The organism is Campylobacter lanienae NCTC 13004, from assembly GCF_002139935.1.
GTDB classification, from domain to species: Bacteria; Campylobacterota; Campylobacteria; order Campylobacterales; family Campylobacteraceae; genus Campylobacter; species Campylobacter lanienae.
Map to the genome: position 1 here is coordinate 506658 of NZ_CP015578.1, position 15145 is coordinate 521802.

General features: G+C 33.0%; 15 protein-coding genes, 1 tRNA gene and 1 pseudogene. 10 read left to right on the plus strand and 7 right to left on the minus strand.

Annotated elements, in window-relative coordinates; genetic code table 11:
* Nucleotides 1-18 precede the first annotated feature (18 nt).
* The 7 genes from rpsG (at nt 19) to CLAN_RS02630 (ending at nt 8282) form a co-directional block, all read left to right on the plus strand.
* A complete protein-coding gene (gene rpsG / locus CLAN_RS02600) occupies nt 19-489 on the plus strand; it encodes a 30S ribosomal protein S7 (protein ID WP_086232363.1) in 471 nt (156 codons plus the stop codon).
* Nucleotides 490-501: 12 nt separating this feature from the next.
* Nucleotides 502-2577, plus strand: a complete 2076-nt coding sequence (gene fusA, locus CLAN_RS02605) for an elongation factor G (RefSeq protein ID WP_100590511.1) — start codon at nt 502-504, stop codon at nt 2575-2577.
* A 30-nt stretch (nt 2578-2607) separates the two neighbouring features.
* Nucleotides 2608-2684, plus strand: a tRNA-Arg gene (locus CLAN_RS02610).
* A gap of 163 nt (nt 2685-2847) precedes the next feature.
* Entirely contained in the window at nt 2848-3072 is a 225-nt protein-coding gene (locus CLAN_RS02615; RefSeq protein WP_096013468.1) for a FeoA family protein, read from the plus strand.
* On the plus strand, nt 3073-5184 hold the full coding sequence (gene feoB / locus CLAN_RS02620) for a ferrous iron transport protein B (protein WP_100590512.1): 2112 nt from the start codon (nt 3073-3075) through the stop codon (nt 5182-5184). It begins immediately after the preceding gene.
* Between the two features lie 114 nt (nt 5185-5298).
* Entirely contained in the window at nt 5299-6312 is a 1014-nt protein-coding gene (gene msrB, locus CLAN_RS02625) for a peptide-methionine (R)-S-oxide reductase MsrB (protein ID WP_100590513.1), read from the plus strand.
* A gap of 35 nt (nt 6313-6347) precedes the next feature.
* A complete protein-coding gene (locus tag CLAN_RS02630; protein WP_100590514.1) occupies nt 6348-8282 on the plus strand; it encodes a DarT ssDNA thymidine ADP-ribosyltransferase family protein in 1935 nt (644 codons plus the stop codon).
* Between the two features lie 132 nt (nt 8283-8414).
* On the opposite strand, the gene dmeF is transcribed toward CLAN_RS02630, so the two are convergent.
* Nucleotides 8415-9317 carry a CDF family Co(II)/Ni(II) efflux transporter DmeF gene (dmeF, locus tag CLAN_RS02635; RefSeq protein WP_100590515.1) on the minus strand — a complete coding sequence of 301 codons (903 nt, stop codon included), beginning with the start codon at nt 9315-9317 and terminating at the stop codon, nt 8415-8417.
* A 69-nt stretch (nt 9318-9386) separates the two neighbouring features.
* Between dmeF and CLAN_RS02640 the strand changes: the two genes are divergently transcribed.
* Complete coding sequence (locus tag CLAN_RS02640; protein WP_086224842.1) at nt 9387-9659, plus strand: metal/formaldehyde-sensitive transcriptional repressor; 273 nt, start codon at nt 9387-9389, stop codon at nt 9657-9659.
* 42 nt (nt 9660-9701) lie between these two features.
* Here the strand turns inward: CLAN_RS02640 and CLAN_RS02645 are convergent.
* Nucleotides 9702-9908 (minus strand): annotated as a pseudogene (locus CLAN_RS02645) (D-amino acid aminotransferase); the annotation flags it as partial.
* A complete protein-coding gene (locus tag CLAN_RS08345) occupies nt 9909-11207 on the minus strand; it encodes a PDDEXK-like family protein (protein WP_197736421.1) in 1299 nt (432 codons plus the stop codon).
* Nucleotides 11208-11315: 108 nt separating this feature from the next.
* On the opposite strand from CLAN_RS08345, the gene CLAN_RS08275 reads away from it, so the two are divergent.
* A complete protein-coding gene (locus CLAN_RS08275; RefSeq protein ID WP_167368921.1) occupies nt 11316-11465 on the plus strand; it encodes a hypothetical protein in 150 nt (49 codons plus the stop codon).
* A gap of 123 nt (nt 11466-11588) precedes the next feature.
* On the opposite strand, the gene CLAN_RS02660 is transcribed toward CLAN_RS08275, so the two are convergent.
* Nucleotides 11589-12461 carry a D-amino acid aminotransferase gene (locus tag CLAN_RS02660; protein ID WP_100590517.1) on the minus strand — a complete coding sequence of 291 codons (873 nt, stop codon included), beginning with the start codon at nt 12459-12461 and terminating at the stop codon, nt 11589-11591.
* A gap of 93 nt (nt 12462-12554) precedes the next feature.
* On the opposite strand from CLAN_RS02660, the gene CLAN_RS02665 reads away from it, so the two are divergent.
* Nucleotides 12555-13067, plus strand: a complete 513-nt coding sequence (locus CLAN_RS02665) for a hypothetical protein (protein WP_086224839.1) — start codon at nt 12555-12557, stop codon at nt 13065-13067.
* Here CLAN_RS02665 and CLAN_RS08280 read toward each other — a convergent pair.
* From CLAN_RS08280 to CLAN_RS02680, 3 genes are all read right to left on the minus strand, one after another.
* Nucleotides 13053-13208: a hypothetical protein gene (locus CLAN_RS08280; protein WP_167368922.1), complete on the minus strand. Its 156-nt coding sequence runs from the start codon at nt 13206-13208 to the stop codon at nt 13053-13055. The genes CLAN_RS02665 and CLAN_RS08280 overlap by 15 nt on opposite strands.
* A 350-nt stretch (nt 13209-13558) precedes the next feature.
* Complete coding sequence (locus CLAN_RS02675) at nt 13559-13732, minus strand: YgaP family membrane protein (RefSeq protein ID WP_086224838.1); 174 nt, start codon at nt 13730-13732, stop codon at nt 13559-13561.
* 20 nt (nt 13733-13752) lie between these two features.
* The gene (locus CLAN_RS02680; RefSeq protein ID WP_086232716.1) at nt 13753-15102 is read right to left on the minus strand and encodes an NAD(P)/FAD-dependent oxidoreductase; all 1350 of its coding nucleotides are present in this window, start codon (nt 15100-15102) and stop codon (nt 13753-13755) included.
* Between the last annotated feature and the right edge of the window lie 43 nt (nt 15103-15145).

A 15145-nucleotide genomic window follows, 5' to 3' on the forward strand; every position in this document is an offset into this window, starting at 1 on the left:
TAAATTTGAAGGAAAGTTATGAGAAGAAGAAAAGCCCCTGTTAGGGAAGTAATGCCTGATCCAATTTATGGCAATAAAGTTATAACTAAATTTATTAATTCACTTATGTATGATGGCAAAAAAAGTGTAGCTACACAGATTATGTATGGCGCTTTAAAAGCTATTGATTCTAAAGGTGGAGAGCTAAAAGGCATAGATGTGTTTAATAGCGCTATCGATAATGTAAAACCTATTATGGAAGTTAAATCTCGCCGTGTAGGTGGTGCTACATATCAAGTGCCAGTAGAAGTCCGCCCAGCTCGCCAACAAGCCCTAGCAATCCGTTGGATTATCAGTTTTGCTCGCAAAAGAAGTGAGAGAACAATGATAGAAAAATTAGCCGCTGAGTTGCTAGATGCATCAAATTCAAAAGGTGCTTCATTTAAGAAAAAAGAAGATACCTATAAAATGGCAGAAGCTAATAAAGCATTTGCTCACTATCGTTGGTAATAAGGAGTATCTATGTCAAGAAAAACTCCATTAAATATGGTTAGAAATATCGGTATCGCTGCGCATATCGATGCTGGTAAAACTACAACTAGTGAGAGAATTCTATTTTTTACAGGTATGAGCCATAAGATCGGCGAGGTTCATGATGGTGCTGCTACTATGGACTGGATGGAACAAGAAAAAGAGCGCGGTATTACGATTACTTCTGCTGCGACTACTTGTTTTTGGAAAAACCATCAAATCAATCTTATAGACACTCCAGGACACGTTGATTTTACTATAGAGGTTGAAAGATCTATGCGTGTTTTAGATGGTGCTGTAGCTGTATTTTGTGCTGTTGGTGGCGTCCAACCTCAAAGTGAGACTGTCTGGAGACAAGCTAATAAATACCGTGTTCCAAGAATGGTTTATGTAAATAAAATGGATAGAATCGGTGCTAACTTCTATAATGTTGAAGAGCAGATCAAAAACCGCTTAAAAGCAAATCCGGTGCCTATCCAAATTCCAATTGGTGCTGAAGATGAGTTTAAGGGTGTTGTAGATCTAATTACTATGAAAGCACTTGTTTGGGAAGATGATACAAAACCAACTGATTTTGTAGTTAAAGATATTCCAGCTGATCTTGTAGAAAAAGCTGAAGAGTATCGCAATAAAATGATTGAAGCTGTAGCTGAGACTGATGATGCTCTAATGGAAAAATTCTTTGGTGGCGAAGAGTTAACTATTGAAGAGATTAAAAAAGGTATCAAAGCTGGTTGTCTATCTATGAGCATAATTCCTATGGTTTGTGGTACTTCATTTAAAAATAAAGGCGTTCAACCACTTCTAGATGCAGTTGTTGATTACTTACCAGCTCCAGATGAAGTTGAAGCTATTAGAGGTGAGCTTGAAGATGGTACTGAAGTAGTTGTAGATAGCACAGATGATGGCGAATTTGCTGGTCTTGCATTTAAGATTATGACTGACCCATTTGTTGGACAACTTACATTCGTAAGGGTTTATAGAGGCCAACTAGAGAGCGGTAGCTATGCTTATAACTCAACAAAAGATAAAAAAGAGAGAATCGGCCGCTTACTAAAAATGCACTCAAATAAGCGTGAAGAGATTAAGGTGCTTTATGCTGGTGAAATTGGTGCTGTAGTTGGTCTTAAAGATACTTTAACAGGTGATACTCTAGCTAGTGAAAAAGATAAAGTTATTCTAGAGAGAATGGACTTCCCAGAGCCAGTTATTAGTGTCGCTGTTGAGCCAAAAACTAAAGCTGATCAAGAAAAAATGGGTATAGCTCTAGGCAAATTAGCTCAAGAAGATCCAAGCTTTAGAGTTAGTACCGATGAAGAGAGTGGTCAGACAATTATCGCTGGTATGGGTGAGCTTCACCTTGAAATTATCGTAGATAGAATGCTAAGAGAATTTAAGGTTGAAGCTGAAGTTGGTCAGCCTCAAGTTGCTTATCGTGAAACTATCAAAAAGACAGTTGAGCAAGAGTATAAATACGCTAAACAATCAGGTGGTCGTGGTCAATATGGTCATGTATTTTTACGCCTTGAGCCACTTGAACCAGGTAGTGGATTTGAATTTGTCAATGATATCAAAGGTGGGGTTGTACCAAAAGAGTATATCCCAGCTGTTGAAAAAGGTTGTAATGAAGCACTTCAAAGCGGTGTATTAGCAGGATATCCTGTTGAGGATGTTAAAGTTACGCTATTTGATGGTAGCTATCATGAGGTGGATTCATCTGAAATGGCATTTAAACTAGCTGCATCTATGGGCTTTAAAGAGGGTGCTAGAAAGGCTGGTGCTGTTATTCTTGAGCCTATGATGAAAGTCGAAGTAGAGACTCCAGAAGAGTATATGGGTGATGTAATAGGCGATTTAAATAGACGCCGTGGTCAAATCAACTCAATGGATGAAAGAGGCGGCAACAAGATAGTTACTGCTTTCTGTCCGCTTGCTGAAATGTTCGGATATTCTACAGATTTAAGGAGCCAAACTCAAGGTCGTGCTTCATACTCAATGGAATTTGATCACTATGAAGAAGTTCCTAAAAATGTATCTGATGAGATAATCAAAAAAAGAAATGGCTAATATCTTTTAACCCCGCTTTTGTGGGGTTTTCTCCTCATAGCTCAGCAGGATAGAGCGCAGAATTCCTAATTCTGAGGCCATAGGTTCAAATCCTATTGGGGAGACCACTATTTATCTCCTACAAAAGTAATAAATTTTTATAATTCTTTAAATAGATAAATCTAGATTTTTATATTATTATAATTGTTTATAAAACAATAATCAAATTTAATTAAATATTAAATTTGATTTAGCTATAATTGATAATAAATTTCATTATTTGAGGTTTAAATGACTTTAGATCTTTTAGAAAATGGTCAAATGGCTAAAATTTTAAATTTTAATGTAACTGAGAGATTGCTTGAGAGGTTTTTTAGTTTAGGGTTATCTAAATTCAAAACTATTAAAAAGATAGAGAGTTCATTGGGGAGTTCGACTATCTTGATTGAGTGTAATAGAATGTTCTTGATGCTAAGATATGATGAGGCAAAGAGTATCGAGGTAGAGAGAATTTAGATGAAAAAGATTATTAAAATCGCACTTGTAGGCCAACCAAATGTAGGTAAAACTCTGCTTATAAATTCGCTTAGCGGATCGCATTTGAAGGTTGGGAATTTCCCTGGTGTGACGGTTGAAAAATCTGAAGCGAATTTTAAATATAAAGATTATGATATTAAGATTATAGATCTTCCTGGAACTTACTCTATTAATGATTACTCGCTTGAAGAGAGGATAACTAAAGATTTTATCAATAAAAATGATTATGATATCATCATAAATGTGGTAGATTCTACAAATTTAGAGCGCAATTTGATCTTGACTACCCAAATTATGGAGAGAAATAAAAAGATGATTTTAGCTCTAAATATGAGCGATGAAGCATCAAAAGAGGGGATAAATATTGATGCTAAGAAATTTGAAAATCTCCTTGGAGTGCCTTGCGTATCAGTATCTGCTAGTTTAAAATCAAATTTAAATGAGTTGATAGAACGGATAATAGAAATTTACAAATCACCATATATCCCAAATAAGCGAATTTATAGTGATGCGATTGAAAAAGAGATAGATAATATTTCGCAATTTTTAGAATCTAAAAATGATACAAATATAAAAGAGTTAAAATTAAGCAATAAAGATATAGCGATAGCTTTGTTAAAGCAAGATAATCAAATTTATAAGTATTTACACGATAAGCCCATTTGGATAGAGCTATCAAAGGTGATCCAGACAGCTCACAATAACCTATATATCCACTACAAAACTCAATCTGTAAGTGAGATATTTATGCAAGAGTGTAGTAATTTTGTCAATGGTGCGATCGCTGAGAGCGTGAAATATCATAAACCTAAAGAGATTAATTATACTAGGATGATTGATAAAATTTTGATAAACAAATATATTGGGATTCCGATATTTTTGTTTTTTATGTGGTTGATATTTCAGCTTACATTTACTCTTGGTGCGGTGCCTATGGACTATATCGAGGCTGGATATGTGGCGTTGGGTGATATGGTTAAAGAGAGTGTTAGTAGTGAGCTTTTGGCATCGTTATTGGCTGATGGCATCATAGGTGGGGTTGGGTCTGTGATACTATTTTTGCCAAATATTATGATACTATTTTTTGGAATTGCGCTTTTGGAGACTACTGGATATATGTCTAGGGTTTCATTTTTGTTAGATGGATTTTTTCATAAATTTGGCTTGCATGGTAAAAGCTTTATCCCATTGGTGACTGGATTTGGGTGTTCTGTCCCAGCATTTATGGCTACAAGAACTCTCAAAAACGAAAAAGACCGCTTGCTTACTCTTTTCATAATTAATTTTATGAGTTGTGGTGCTAGGTTGCCTGTATATGTGCTATTTATAGGTGCTTTTGCTCCAAAAGCTCAAGCTGGAAATTGGCTATTTGGTATATATATTTTTGGTGCGATTTTAGGGCTTATAGCGGCTAAGGTTTTGCGTATGACGGCATTTAAAGGCCCTGATGAGCCTTTTGTTGTTGAGATGCCAAAATATAGAATGCCAAATTGGAAGCTCATTTGGTTTATGGTCTATAACAAAGCTAAAATGTATATCAAAAAGGCCGGTACCTTCATTCTAGCTGCAGCTGTGCTTATATGGTTTGCTAGTAGTTTTCCGTTTCAAGACTCTACTAAAGAGATTTATGAACAAAAAATAGAGATAGCCGCAACTGATGAAGACAAAGAGAGATTATCTAATGAATTAGAAAATATCTTAATAGAAAATAGCTATTTAGGAAAGGTGGGCAAATTTATTGAGCCATTTTTTGCTCCGTTGGAGTTTGATTGGAGATTGAGTGTTTCTATTGTTAGTGGTTTAGCAGCTAAGGAGGTTGCGATATCTACAATGGGTGTATTGTATTCGTTAGGTGGCGAAGTAGATGAAAATAACGATGGATTAATACAAAAAATTCAAGAAGCTATACCGATTGAGGTGGCTGTGGCGTATGTGCTATTTGTGATGTTATATAATCCTTGTTTGGCTGCTACAATTGTCTTTGGCAAAGAGGCTGGCGGATATAAATATATAGCTTATCTATTCATTTTTACTACATTTGTTGCTTATTTGGTTTCGTTTATAGGGTTACATATAGCAAAGCTCTTTTGAGAGTTTTGCCCCTTTAAATGGACTTTTGATTAAATTTAAACCTTAATAATATATTTAGATTTTATTTTTTTGCTTTTGCTAAAATTGTCCAAATTTAGATTTCAAGGTTGTATAATGATAAAATACATAACTACAATAATTCTTGCCATTACTGCTTTAATGGCTAATCCAAAAGGTGAAAATATGTCAAATTTAAAAGAGATATATCTAGGTGGGGGCTGTTTTTGGGGGACTCAAGGCTATTTTGATCGTATTAAAGGTGTTGAATTTACTCAAGTAGGTTACGCAAATGGAAAGAGCAAAGATACAAGCTATTATGAGATAAATAATACCGATCACGCTGAGGTTGTTAGAGTGAAATTTAATGCTAATGTGGTGGATATAAATGAAATTTTAGAGCACTATTTTCGCATTATAGATCCATTTTCTATAAATAAACAAGGCAACGATATAGGTAGGCAGTATCGCACCGGAATTTATTATAATGATGAGAGTTTAAAACCGATTATAATTGAGTTTATAAGGGCTAAACAAGCTAAATTTGATAAGAAAATAGCCGTTGAAATAGAGCCTTTGAAAAACTATGTAGAGGCAGAAGAGTATCACCAAAAATATTTAGAAAAAAACCCAAATGGATATTGTCATATAGATTTAAATTTAGCCAATAAACCTCTATATGATGAGAGCAAATTTAAGCTCCCTAGCAAAGATGAGCTTAAAAATACTCTAAGTGATTTAGAGTATAGGGTAACACAAGAAAAGGCCACCGAACGCCCATATAGCAGCAAATATGATAAATTTGATGAGCGTGGTATATATGTGGATATAGTAAGCAAAAAGCCACTTTTTAGCTCTAGTGATAAGTATGATGCTGGATGTGGGTGGCCTAGCTTTACTAAGCCTATAACCACTGATGCGACTGGCTATAATCGTGATCTAAGCCATGGTATGGATAGGATAGAGGTAACTTCTAGACAGAGTGGAAGCCATTTGGGGCATGTCTTTGATGATGGGCCAAGCGATAAAGGTGGATTAAGATATTGTATCAATGGCGCTTCTTTGGAGTTTATCCCTTATGATGAGATGGATAAAAGGGGTTATTCTGAGTATAAGGTCTATGTGAAATAATATTATATTAACAAGTAGTATCTAAAGGCATATAAATGGCAATTTTCCAAGTAACTAACACAATTAGCATCCTAGAAAAGCTCCCACTCAAAAATGGCTACATCTATTATATTGCCAATCTTGATAATTTAAGTGATATAATGAGCCACGGCATTAGCGCTATCTCCACTGACCCAAAGCGCTCCCACGCTGAGCCGATATATGGCAAGGCAATTAGTGAATATGTAAGCCTATATTTCAACCCACGCAACGCCACCTTATACTCAGCACAAAAGAGTTACAGAAGTAAGGTTATAATCCTACAAATTCACAAAACTGCTCTACTAGCTGATGGAGTGATATTTACTAACGCTAGTGCCACTGCTGCTAGATATGAATGTGCAAATGAGCTTAGCGACTTACTAAATACGCAGTTTATCAGCTGGAGTGAGGTGATGTCAAAAGACTGGAACCACGCCGATAGATCCATCAAACAATCTAAAATAGATAAAATGATGGCTGAGGCGCTTGTGCCTACGCATTTGTCAATTGATATGATAGCTGGTATCATCTGTCAAGATAGCTCTATAGCTAAGAGTATTGCTAGTAATTACAACATTACAGCTGTAGCGGATATGGAGTATTTCTTTCCTATTAAGCTATATGCACCACAAAGCAAAGATGAGCTAAAGGGCTTAATTTATGATGAAGATATATATTTAGGCGATATAGATACTAGTGCTATAACTGATATGAGTGAGTTGTTTGCTTGGAGTGGGCGTGAAGATTTTAGCGGTATAGATAATTGGGATGTAAGCAGTGTGACTAATATGAGTGGGATGTTTGCTGGTCGCGAAAATTTCAATCAACCACTTGATAGCTGGAATGTAAGCAGTGTAGTTAATATGAGCTGGATGTTTTATAATTGTGAAAATTTCAATCAACCACTTGATAACTTGGATGTAAGCAGTGTAGTTAATATGAGTGGGATGTTTTCTGGTTGCAAAAATTTCAATCAACCACTTAATAACTGGGATGTAAGTAGTGTAACTGATATGGGTGAGATGTTTGCTGGTTGCAAAAATTTCAATCAACCACTTGATAACTGGGATGTAAGCAGTGTAACTGATATGGGTCAGATGTTTATAGGTTGCACAAATTTTAATCAACAACTTAATAGCTGGGATGTAAGCAGTATAATTGATATGAGTGAGATGTTTGCTGTTTGCAGAAATTTTAATCAATCACTTGATAACTGGAATGTATCTAATGTAAAGTATATGAATTCTATGTTTTATAAAGTTAAGAATTTCAATCAACCGCTTAATAACTGGGATGTAAGCAGTGTAACTGATATGAGTGAGATGTTTAGAAATTGCACAAAATTCAATCAACCACTTGGTAGCTGGAATGTAAGCAGTGTAGTTAATATGAGCTGGATGTTTTGCCTTTGCGATAATTTCAATCAACCGCTTAATAGCTGGGATGTAAGCAGTGTGACTGATATGGGTCAGATGTTTGCTGTTTGCAGAAATTTTAATCAACCGCTTAATAACTGGGATGTAAGCAGTGTGGATGATATGAATGGGATGTTTTCTAGTTGCGAAAATTTCAATCAACCACTTAATAACTGGAATGTAAGCAGTGTAATTTATATGGAAAATATGTTTACTGGTTGCAAAAATTTCAATCAACCGCTTAATAGCTGGAATGTAAGCAGTGTAGCTGTTATGAGTTATATGTTTAGAGGTTGCAAAAATTTCAATCAACCACTTGATAGCTGGAATGTAAGCAGTGTAGTTAATATGATTAGGATGTTTGCTGGTTGCAAAAATTTTAATCAACCAATTAATAACTGGGATGTATCTAATGTAACTAAAATGAGTGGGATATTTGATGATTGCAAAATCAATGATGAGAATAAGCCTAAATTTACTAATATGTATGATTTGATGGAAAAAGATGATGATGAAGATGAGATACCATTTTAAAGCTACTTGCTTTGGTCTAATTATTAAAGCTTAGCAAACACTAGTAAATAATATAATAGATAAAATTTTGTTCATATTTTCTCCTTGTTATTAAAATTAAGAATAATTTTACCCCCTATACTTAAAAAATACTTAATAGGGATATATTTCCACTATTATATGAACTAGTTCTTCGTGCTTTGATAGCTCTTTTTTGATAAGATTTATATCAATTGGATTAATGGAATTTAAAGAGATTATACAAGTATATTTGTCATTTGCTACTTTTAGAAGGTGTAGATCTTTGATTTCTATATCACTTCTAAATAGGCGTAAAATATCTACCACTTCGCTAACTATTGGCTCATTCATATTAGCATCAAGTAGTATTTTGCCCGATTGTTTTAATAGCCCTATAGCCCACACTAATACCAAAATAGCACCAATAATCCCCATAAGTGGATCTAAAAAATCAACTCCAAAAAGCAGCCCAAATCCCAAAGCCACAATAGCCAAAATAGAAGTAAGCGCATCAGTAAGGACATGTATATAAGCAGCTTTTAAATTTAAATCATCGTGATGATGATGGTTATGATGATGATCGTGGCTAGACCTTAATAGCCAAGCACAGATTAAATTCACCATAAGTCCGATAATAGCTATCAAAATCGCCTCTTTATATGCTATGGATTCTGGATTTATAAACTTTAAAATAGAGTGATAAATCATCAAAAATGCAATCACTAAAAGCGACAAGGCACTAGTGTAACTAGCTAGAATTTCCATCTTATAAGTACCAAAACTAAATCTAGCATCGCTTTTATATCTATTTGACATAATATAAGCAAAATACGCTAGTCCAAGTGCTAATGCGTGAGAGCTCATATGCCAACCATCGGCTAGTAACGCCATAGAGTTAAAGTATATACCGCCTATAATTTCAGCTATCATCATAGATATTGTGATTATCATCGCATATAGCGTGTTTTTCTTGGCGGTAAGATTAGCTGAGTGAAAATTGTGATTATATGAAAAATTTAAAATATTATTACTCATATTTAATCCTTTTTAAAAATATTATGATACTATACCCCAGTATAACTTATAAAAAGATAAAGGAAAATTATGGCTCACATAGTAGCAAATAAAGATAAGCTTCTTTTGCGTATTAAAAAGATAAAAGGGCAAATTTCAGCTTTAGAAAAGGCTTTAGAAGATGAGAAAGATTGCTTTAAAGTACTTCAGCAAATTAGTGCCGCAAGAGGTGCTATCACATCTTTAATGGCAGAAGTCTTGGATGGGCATATCAAAGAGCATCTTGGAAATAGCGTTAGCCAAGAGCAAAGAGAGCAAGAGATAGCAAATTTAACTTCGCTTTTAAAGAGTTTTTTTAAATAATTTTTAAAGGGTAAAATAGTCTATTTCACCCTTTAAATTATCTTAAATCATTTTAGCTTGGGCTTTTAAAATCTCTTTATAAAGTTCTCTAAGCTTTGTCGTAAATGGTCCGATTTTGCCGCCATTTATGGCCTTACCATCGGCTTTAATGACTGGCAAAAGGATTATAGTAGCAGCACTTATGAAGCACTCATCTGCGTTATAAACTTCATCCATGCTAAATTTACGCTCTTGTATTTGTAGGCCAATTTACTTAGCCAAAGAGTATTTTTCTATAAGTTTTTTGTTTAATTTTTCTAAGACATCTTTTAATTTTTCCAAATCATCACAGATTTTATTAACGATTTCACTAATAATTTCATCATTGCTTAAATAATCCAAAATCAAATTATCAGCATTGCTAAATTTTTTATTACAATAATACCATGCCCACCATTCGCCGCTCCCGTTCCATTCGTCGCTATTATTACTACTTTTATTTTTATAATAATCACTTTCTTTTACAATATCTTGAAAACAATCATTATCTAATCTATTCTTTACTTTAATACTACGTTTTAGACCAAAAAATATATTATTATATCCGTTTTGCGGTTCTACACAATAATAAATATAATTGCCATCGTGGTTTTCTTCATTATATCCTTTTAATTTTATAGAAAAAATTTTATTACTCCGTTTTATTTCGTGAAATTTTTCTATTTCCCAATCTTTTGTATTTTTTGTCTTTATTGTTTCTTTTAAAGTTTCATAAACTTTGCTAAACAATTCATTTAATAAATTTATTTTTGCGTTTTCAAACTCATTATGTATATTTACACAAAGCTTATAATTTTTTTTGATTTGTTCTATTATTAAGTTATTTTCCATTTTCTCTCCATTTATTAGATTTTTTACTGCTTTTTCGTATTGCGTGATTATTACATTTAAATCAGTTAAATTAACAATTTCAATTTTTACTTCATTTAGCCACTTTAAAATGTCATTACAAATTATATGTTTGTAGGGAATTTTATCATTGCCTTTTTCTAAAAAGCCATCTTTGATTTTAAAGCCGTTTAAGCTTTCTTGGCTCGGTGTTTTATCAAAATTAGGCGTAAGATATAAAACTAGAATTTCATCGTTATCTAATGATGAATTTTCTTTTTTAATAGTTTCTATATACCTATATATTTGCTTATATTGGTCTTTGGCATCCCAAATTTTATTTTCTATGATAATGTGTTTATTGCCATCAGTGATATAAATATCTATGTTTTTATACTCTCTATACACTTGCGAGTTTAAGGTATTAAGCCCAAAATCATCTATACCACATACTTCTATAAATTTATTTAAAAACAAATCACCTTGATAATGTAAGCCCTTAGGGTCTAGCAAAGAGGCTATAAATTTTGAGTGTTTTACTTCTCTTGTTTCAAGCACATCAAAAACATTATAATCATGAATTCCACGAGCTCTACGCTCTTTTACCTTATTTTCATATTCTTTATAAGCCTTTTCAAACTCATCAAAAAACTTTTGATATTTTTGTGTGAATTCAGCCATTTTAACTCCTAAAAAATATTTGTAATTTTACCATAATTTTAAAAAATATAACCAAAAGCGTTCGTATTTTTGTATTATAATTGCAAAACCAAAAAAGAAAATAAAAAAATGAGTAAATACACACTAAAAACAAAAGATGAGCTAATAGAGCTTGTAAAAGATGTAAATTTGATTTTAAGCTATATAAATACTAGCAGTGTAACTAATATGAGTGGTATGTTTTATGGTTACAAAATCAATGATGAGATACCATTTTAAATCTACTTGCTTTGGTCTATTTATTAAAGCTTAGCAAAGGATATAGTATTAGCTTTGCTAGGCTTGAGTGATTTAAATCTTTATCGTTTCTTTATAATTAGAAATTGGCAATTGTGCTATTTATCAACTTATATTAGCCTCTAGTTTTAAAGCTCTTTTATATAGCTCTCTAAGTTTAGTTGTATATTCTCCGATTTTGCCGCCATTTATCGCCTTGCCATCGGCTTTAATGACTGGCAATAATATTATAGTCGCAGCACTTATGAAGCACTCATCTGCGTTATAGACTTCATCCATGCTAAATTTACGCTCTTGTATTTGTAAGCCAATTTGCTTAGCTAAATTTAAGAGTCTATTGCGTCTAATCCCAGGTAGAATCTCATTGGATAGTGGTTTGGTGATGAGAGTGTGGTCTTTGATGATAAAAGCACTGCTACTGCCAGCTTCAGTTACATAGCCATCTTCTACCATAAAGCACTCATCGGCCCCGGCTATCGTAGCTTGATTTTTGGCGTAGCATTGACCTAATAAGGATATGGACTTGATATCTCGTCGCTTCCACCTTATATCAGGTGTTGAAATGATGGTAATACCGCTTTTTGCTGCTGGATGCTCTAGCACACTATCACTAAAAGCAAAGGCCATAATCGTTGGTTTAACTCCTTTTACAAAGCTAAAATCTCTTGGGGCTACACCACGGGTGATTTGGATATATAATCCACCTTCTTTAAGTGAGTTTATCTCTATTAGATTGTTTAATATACTCTCAAATTCATCATGTGTATAGGGTAAATTTAAGCTAATCTCATTTAAGCTTCTTTGAAATCTATCCCAAAATCCATCTTTTTCTACTATAATTGAGTTTATCACCGGCACAACCTCATAAATCCCATCCCCAAAGATAAATCCACGATCAAATATGCTTATTTTCGCACTATCTTTATCTATAAATTCACCATTTAAAAAGACCTTTTGCATAGATATCAATGCCGCCATTTTGGCTCCTTTTTTAAATTTGAGCTATTTTATCAGATTTTGACTAATTTTTAGATATAATAACCTACCAAAAATTATTTAAAAAGTATGAAAATGATAGAGAAAATTAAGCAATTTATGTTTAAAAATTTATTTGTAGTGTCTAAGCAGCCGGTGCTTTTTCGTGATCTTTTAGAGGCGAATTGTCTGTATAATGAGGGCATGCTAATTGATCCTGCTAAGTTAAATTTCCGTTATAGAAATCGCAGATTTTATGCTATTTATGCTCTTCTTTGCTTTATTGTTTTGACGCTTTTTGTCTGGATACTTCATATTTTGTTTAGTAAATTTGAAGCTGATTTGCATATATCTGTTATTATTACAGTGATTTTAACTGCTTGCGTGTTTATCGGGTTTGATTATTTTAGAGTTTGGACTAGGAGACTCATTAGCCTTGAGCTGATTCGTGCGGCTTGGAGAGTTCATTTTCCATATTTTCCATATGAGAAATACTCTCAAAAAATTGAGATAATCTACAATGAGGCTATAAAGCTTGAAATTCCACGCAAAGATTTAGAAAAATATGTCTTAGATAGATTGGTTCATGGCATATCATCTGATAAGTAGATCGCTTTGGGATATTATCTTATCTTGTTTTTTAGCTATCTCTAAGAGCAAAAATCTTATTTTGCTATCTTGACTTAAAATTCTATCTTCCATATTTTCATAGAAGTAATATGGGAGTTTATTGACTCTTTTTTCTATCATTTCAAATCTAGTTGAGATTATGTTTATATCTGAATTTAGCGCATCTTTGGTAGTAATTAGTTTATTTGATTGTTTGAGTGAATCGGTATAAACTTTAAGATTACTAAGTAGCGAGCTAATATCTTGTAGATTTTTATAGATTTATAGATATCTTTTAAAATTGCAAAAATTCCAAGTATAATATATAATAAGAAGTAGTAAATTTTAATTTTTGTGAGTGTGTTCCAGTTACAACTGCTGAAGTAGCTTATGTTAGCGTAGATGAAAAAGGTAATAAAAAATTAATAGATAAAGATTTAAAAAGATTACATGGATTTTAAGAGTATTATGCCTCGTTTGAGGCATAATAGCTATTTTTTACAACTTTTTTTGCCTATTAGTGAGTATAATGGGCAATATCCATATACTGCAGTAAGCAAAGGAACAAGTCCGATTAACCACCACCAGCATTGGCATACAAATCCAAATACAAAAAATATTATAGCTGCTATTATTAGTCTTATAGTTTTATCTAAGTTACTCATATTATATCCTTTTTTTATTTTTAAGCTTTAGCATGTATCATGGCTTGCATAACCATAGGCTTCATTAAATATACCTTAACAGCCCAGTTTAGCCAACTTTCTCTTGTAGAACCCATACATTCTAATGTCGGTGCAGCTCCTTTATAATTAAACTCAACCATAACAGCCTTACCATATCTAGTAAGTAGCGGACAAGCTGTATAGCCATCGAATTTAGCCTCTAAAGGTTTATTTTTTAAGTGAGATAATATATTTGCACCTACAACTGGATATTGTTTGCGTATACTTGCTCCTGTTTTGCCTTTTGGTACTCCAGCGCAATCTCCTAGTGCAAATATATTTGGATATTTTTTGTGTTGTAATGTATATTGATCAACATCAACCCAATTGCCAGCTACATCGCCTTTGCTTGTGTTTAAACCAGCTTGAGTTATAAAATCAGCACTTTTCATTCTAGGCACTACAAATAGATAATCATATGGTATTTCTACTCTCTCTTTTGCTATTTTTTGTATTGAGTCTTGAGTATAAGGCATTAGTTTGTCAAATTTAGCTATTTGATTTATAGTATCAACTTCTACTAAAAGGTGGCGTGTTTTATACTCCATATCTCTTTGTATATACATTTGTTCAATCATCTTAGCGTGTAATGGGCTTGAGAGCATATTTGCACTACCTGTACATAGTATAGTTTTTAAAGATTTTTGGTTATTTTTTTGACCTAAATCATTTAATAGCATATTTACCTTTTTATTTGCTCCACCGCATTTTGATGGTGTATTTGGCTCGGCAAATAGAGCATTACCACCATTTTTAACCAATTCTTGAATAAATTTATTTGATTTTGTTGCTCCATTTGGAGTATATATACTAGTAATTTTAGAGTTAGGATCTTCTATAATATCAGCATTTAAACCTTTTACACTTTGAAAATCATAATACACCCCAGTAGAGATTATTAAATAATCATATTTATAGATATTGCCATCATTTGTTGTAAGTGAATTATTGTTTGGATCTACACTTTGTACATTTTGTTTTATCCATTTTACTTTTTCATTTATTAGATCTGCTTTATCATATTTTGTATCTTTGGTAGTATAAACACCAGCAGCAATTAATGTAAATCCAGGCTCATAATGCATTGTTTGATTTGCATCATATAAGGTAACATTTGCTTTTGGCATTATATCTATTAGATGAGCACTCATTGTGATACCGCCAAGTCCAGCTCCTATGATAGCTATATTTGGAGATAAATCACTTGCAGCTTTGGCTTGTGTAGGTATAGTAACAGAAGTAGCTGCTAAGGCAGAACCTAAGGTAAATATTTTTAGAGCGTCTCTGCGGGATTTTTGAATTTCATTCATAATATATCCTTTATTAGGGAATAGATATTATGATTATATATAG

Excerpts from the sequence above, each read along its gene's own strand:
- CLAN_RS08275 (WP_167368921.1), top strand. The coding sequence starts at position 11,316 with ATGAGTAAATACACACTAAAAACAAAAGATGAGCTAATAGAGCTTGTA.
- CLAN_RS02675 (WP_086224838.1), bottom strand. The coding sequence starts at position 13,732 with ATGAGTAACTTAGATAAAACTATAAGACTAATAATAGCAGCTATAATA.
- feoB (WP_100590512.1), top strand. The coding sequence starts at position 3,073 with ATGAAAAAGATTATTAAAATCGCACTTGTAGGCCAACCAAATGTAGGT.
- CLAN_RS08280 (WP_167368922.1), bottom strand. The coding sequence starts at position 13,208 with ATGATAGAAAAAAGAGTCAATAAACTCCCATATTACTTCTATGAAAAT.
- CLAN_RS02660 (WP_100590517.1), bottom strand. The coding sequence starts at position 12,461 with ATGGCGGCATTGATATCTATGCAAAAGGTCTTTTTAAATGGTGAATTT.
- CLAN_RS02640 (WP_086224842.1), top strand. The coding sequence starts at position 9,387 with ATGGCTCACATAGTAGCAAATAAAGATAAGCTTCTTTTGCGTATTAAA.
- CLAN_RS02630 (WP_100590514.1), top strand. The coding sequence starts at position 6,348 with ATGGCAATTTTCCAAGTAACTAACACAATTAGCATCCTAGAAAAGCTC.
- CLAN_RS08345 (WP_197736421.1), bottom strand. The coding sequence starts at position 11,207 with ATGGCTGAATTCACACAAAAATATCAAAAGTTTTTTGATGAGTTTGAA.
- CLAN_RS02665 (WP_086224839.1), top strand. The coding sequence starts at position 12,555 with ATGATAGAGAAAATTAAGCAATTTATGTTTAAAAATTTATTTGTAGTG.
- CLAN_RS02680 (WP_086232716.1), bottom strand. The coding sequence starts at position 15,102 with ATGAATGAAATTCAAAAATCCCGCAGAGACGCTCTAAAAATATTTACC.
- rpsG (WP_086232363.1), top strand. The coding sequence starts at position 19 with ATGAGAAGAAGAAAAGCCCCTGTTAGGGAAGTAATGCCTGATCCAATT.
- dmeF (WP_100590515.1), bottom strand. The coding sequence starts at position 9,317 with ATGAGTAATAATATTTTAAATTTTTCATATAATCACAATTTTCACTCA.
- fusA (WP_100590511.1), top strand. The coding sequence starts at position 502 with ATGTCAAGAAAAACTCCATTAAATATGGTTAGAAATATCGGTATCGCT.
- CLAN_RS02615 (WP_096013468.1), top strand. The coding sequence starts at position 2,848 with ATGACTTTAGATCTTTTAGAAAATGGTCAAATGGCTAAAATTTTAAAT.
- msrB (WP_100590513.1), top strand. The coding sequence starts at position 5,299 with ATGATAAAATACATAACTACAATAATTCTTGCCATTACTGCTTTAATG.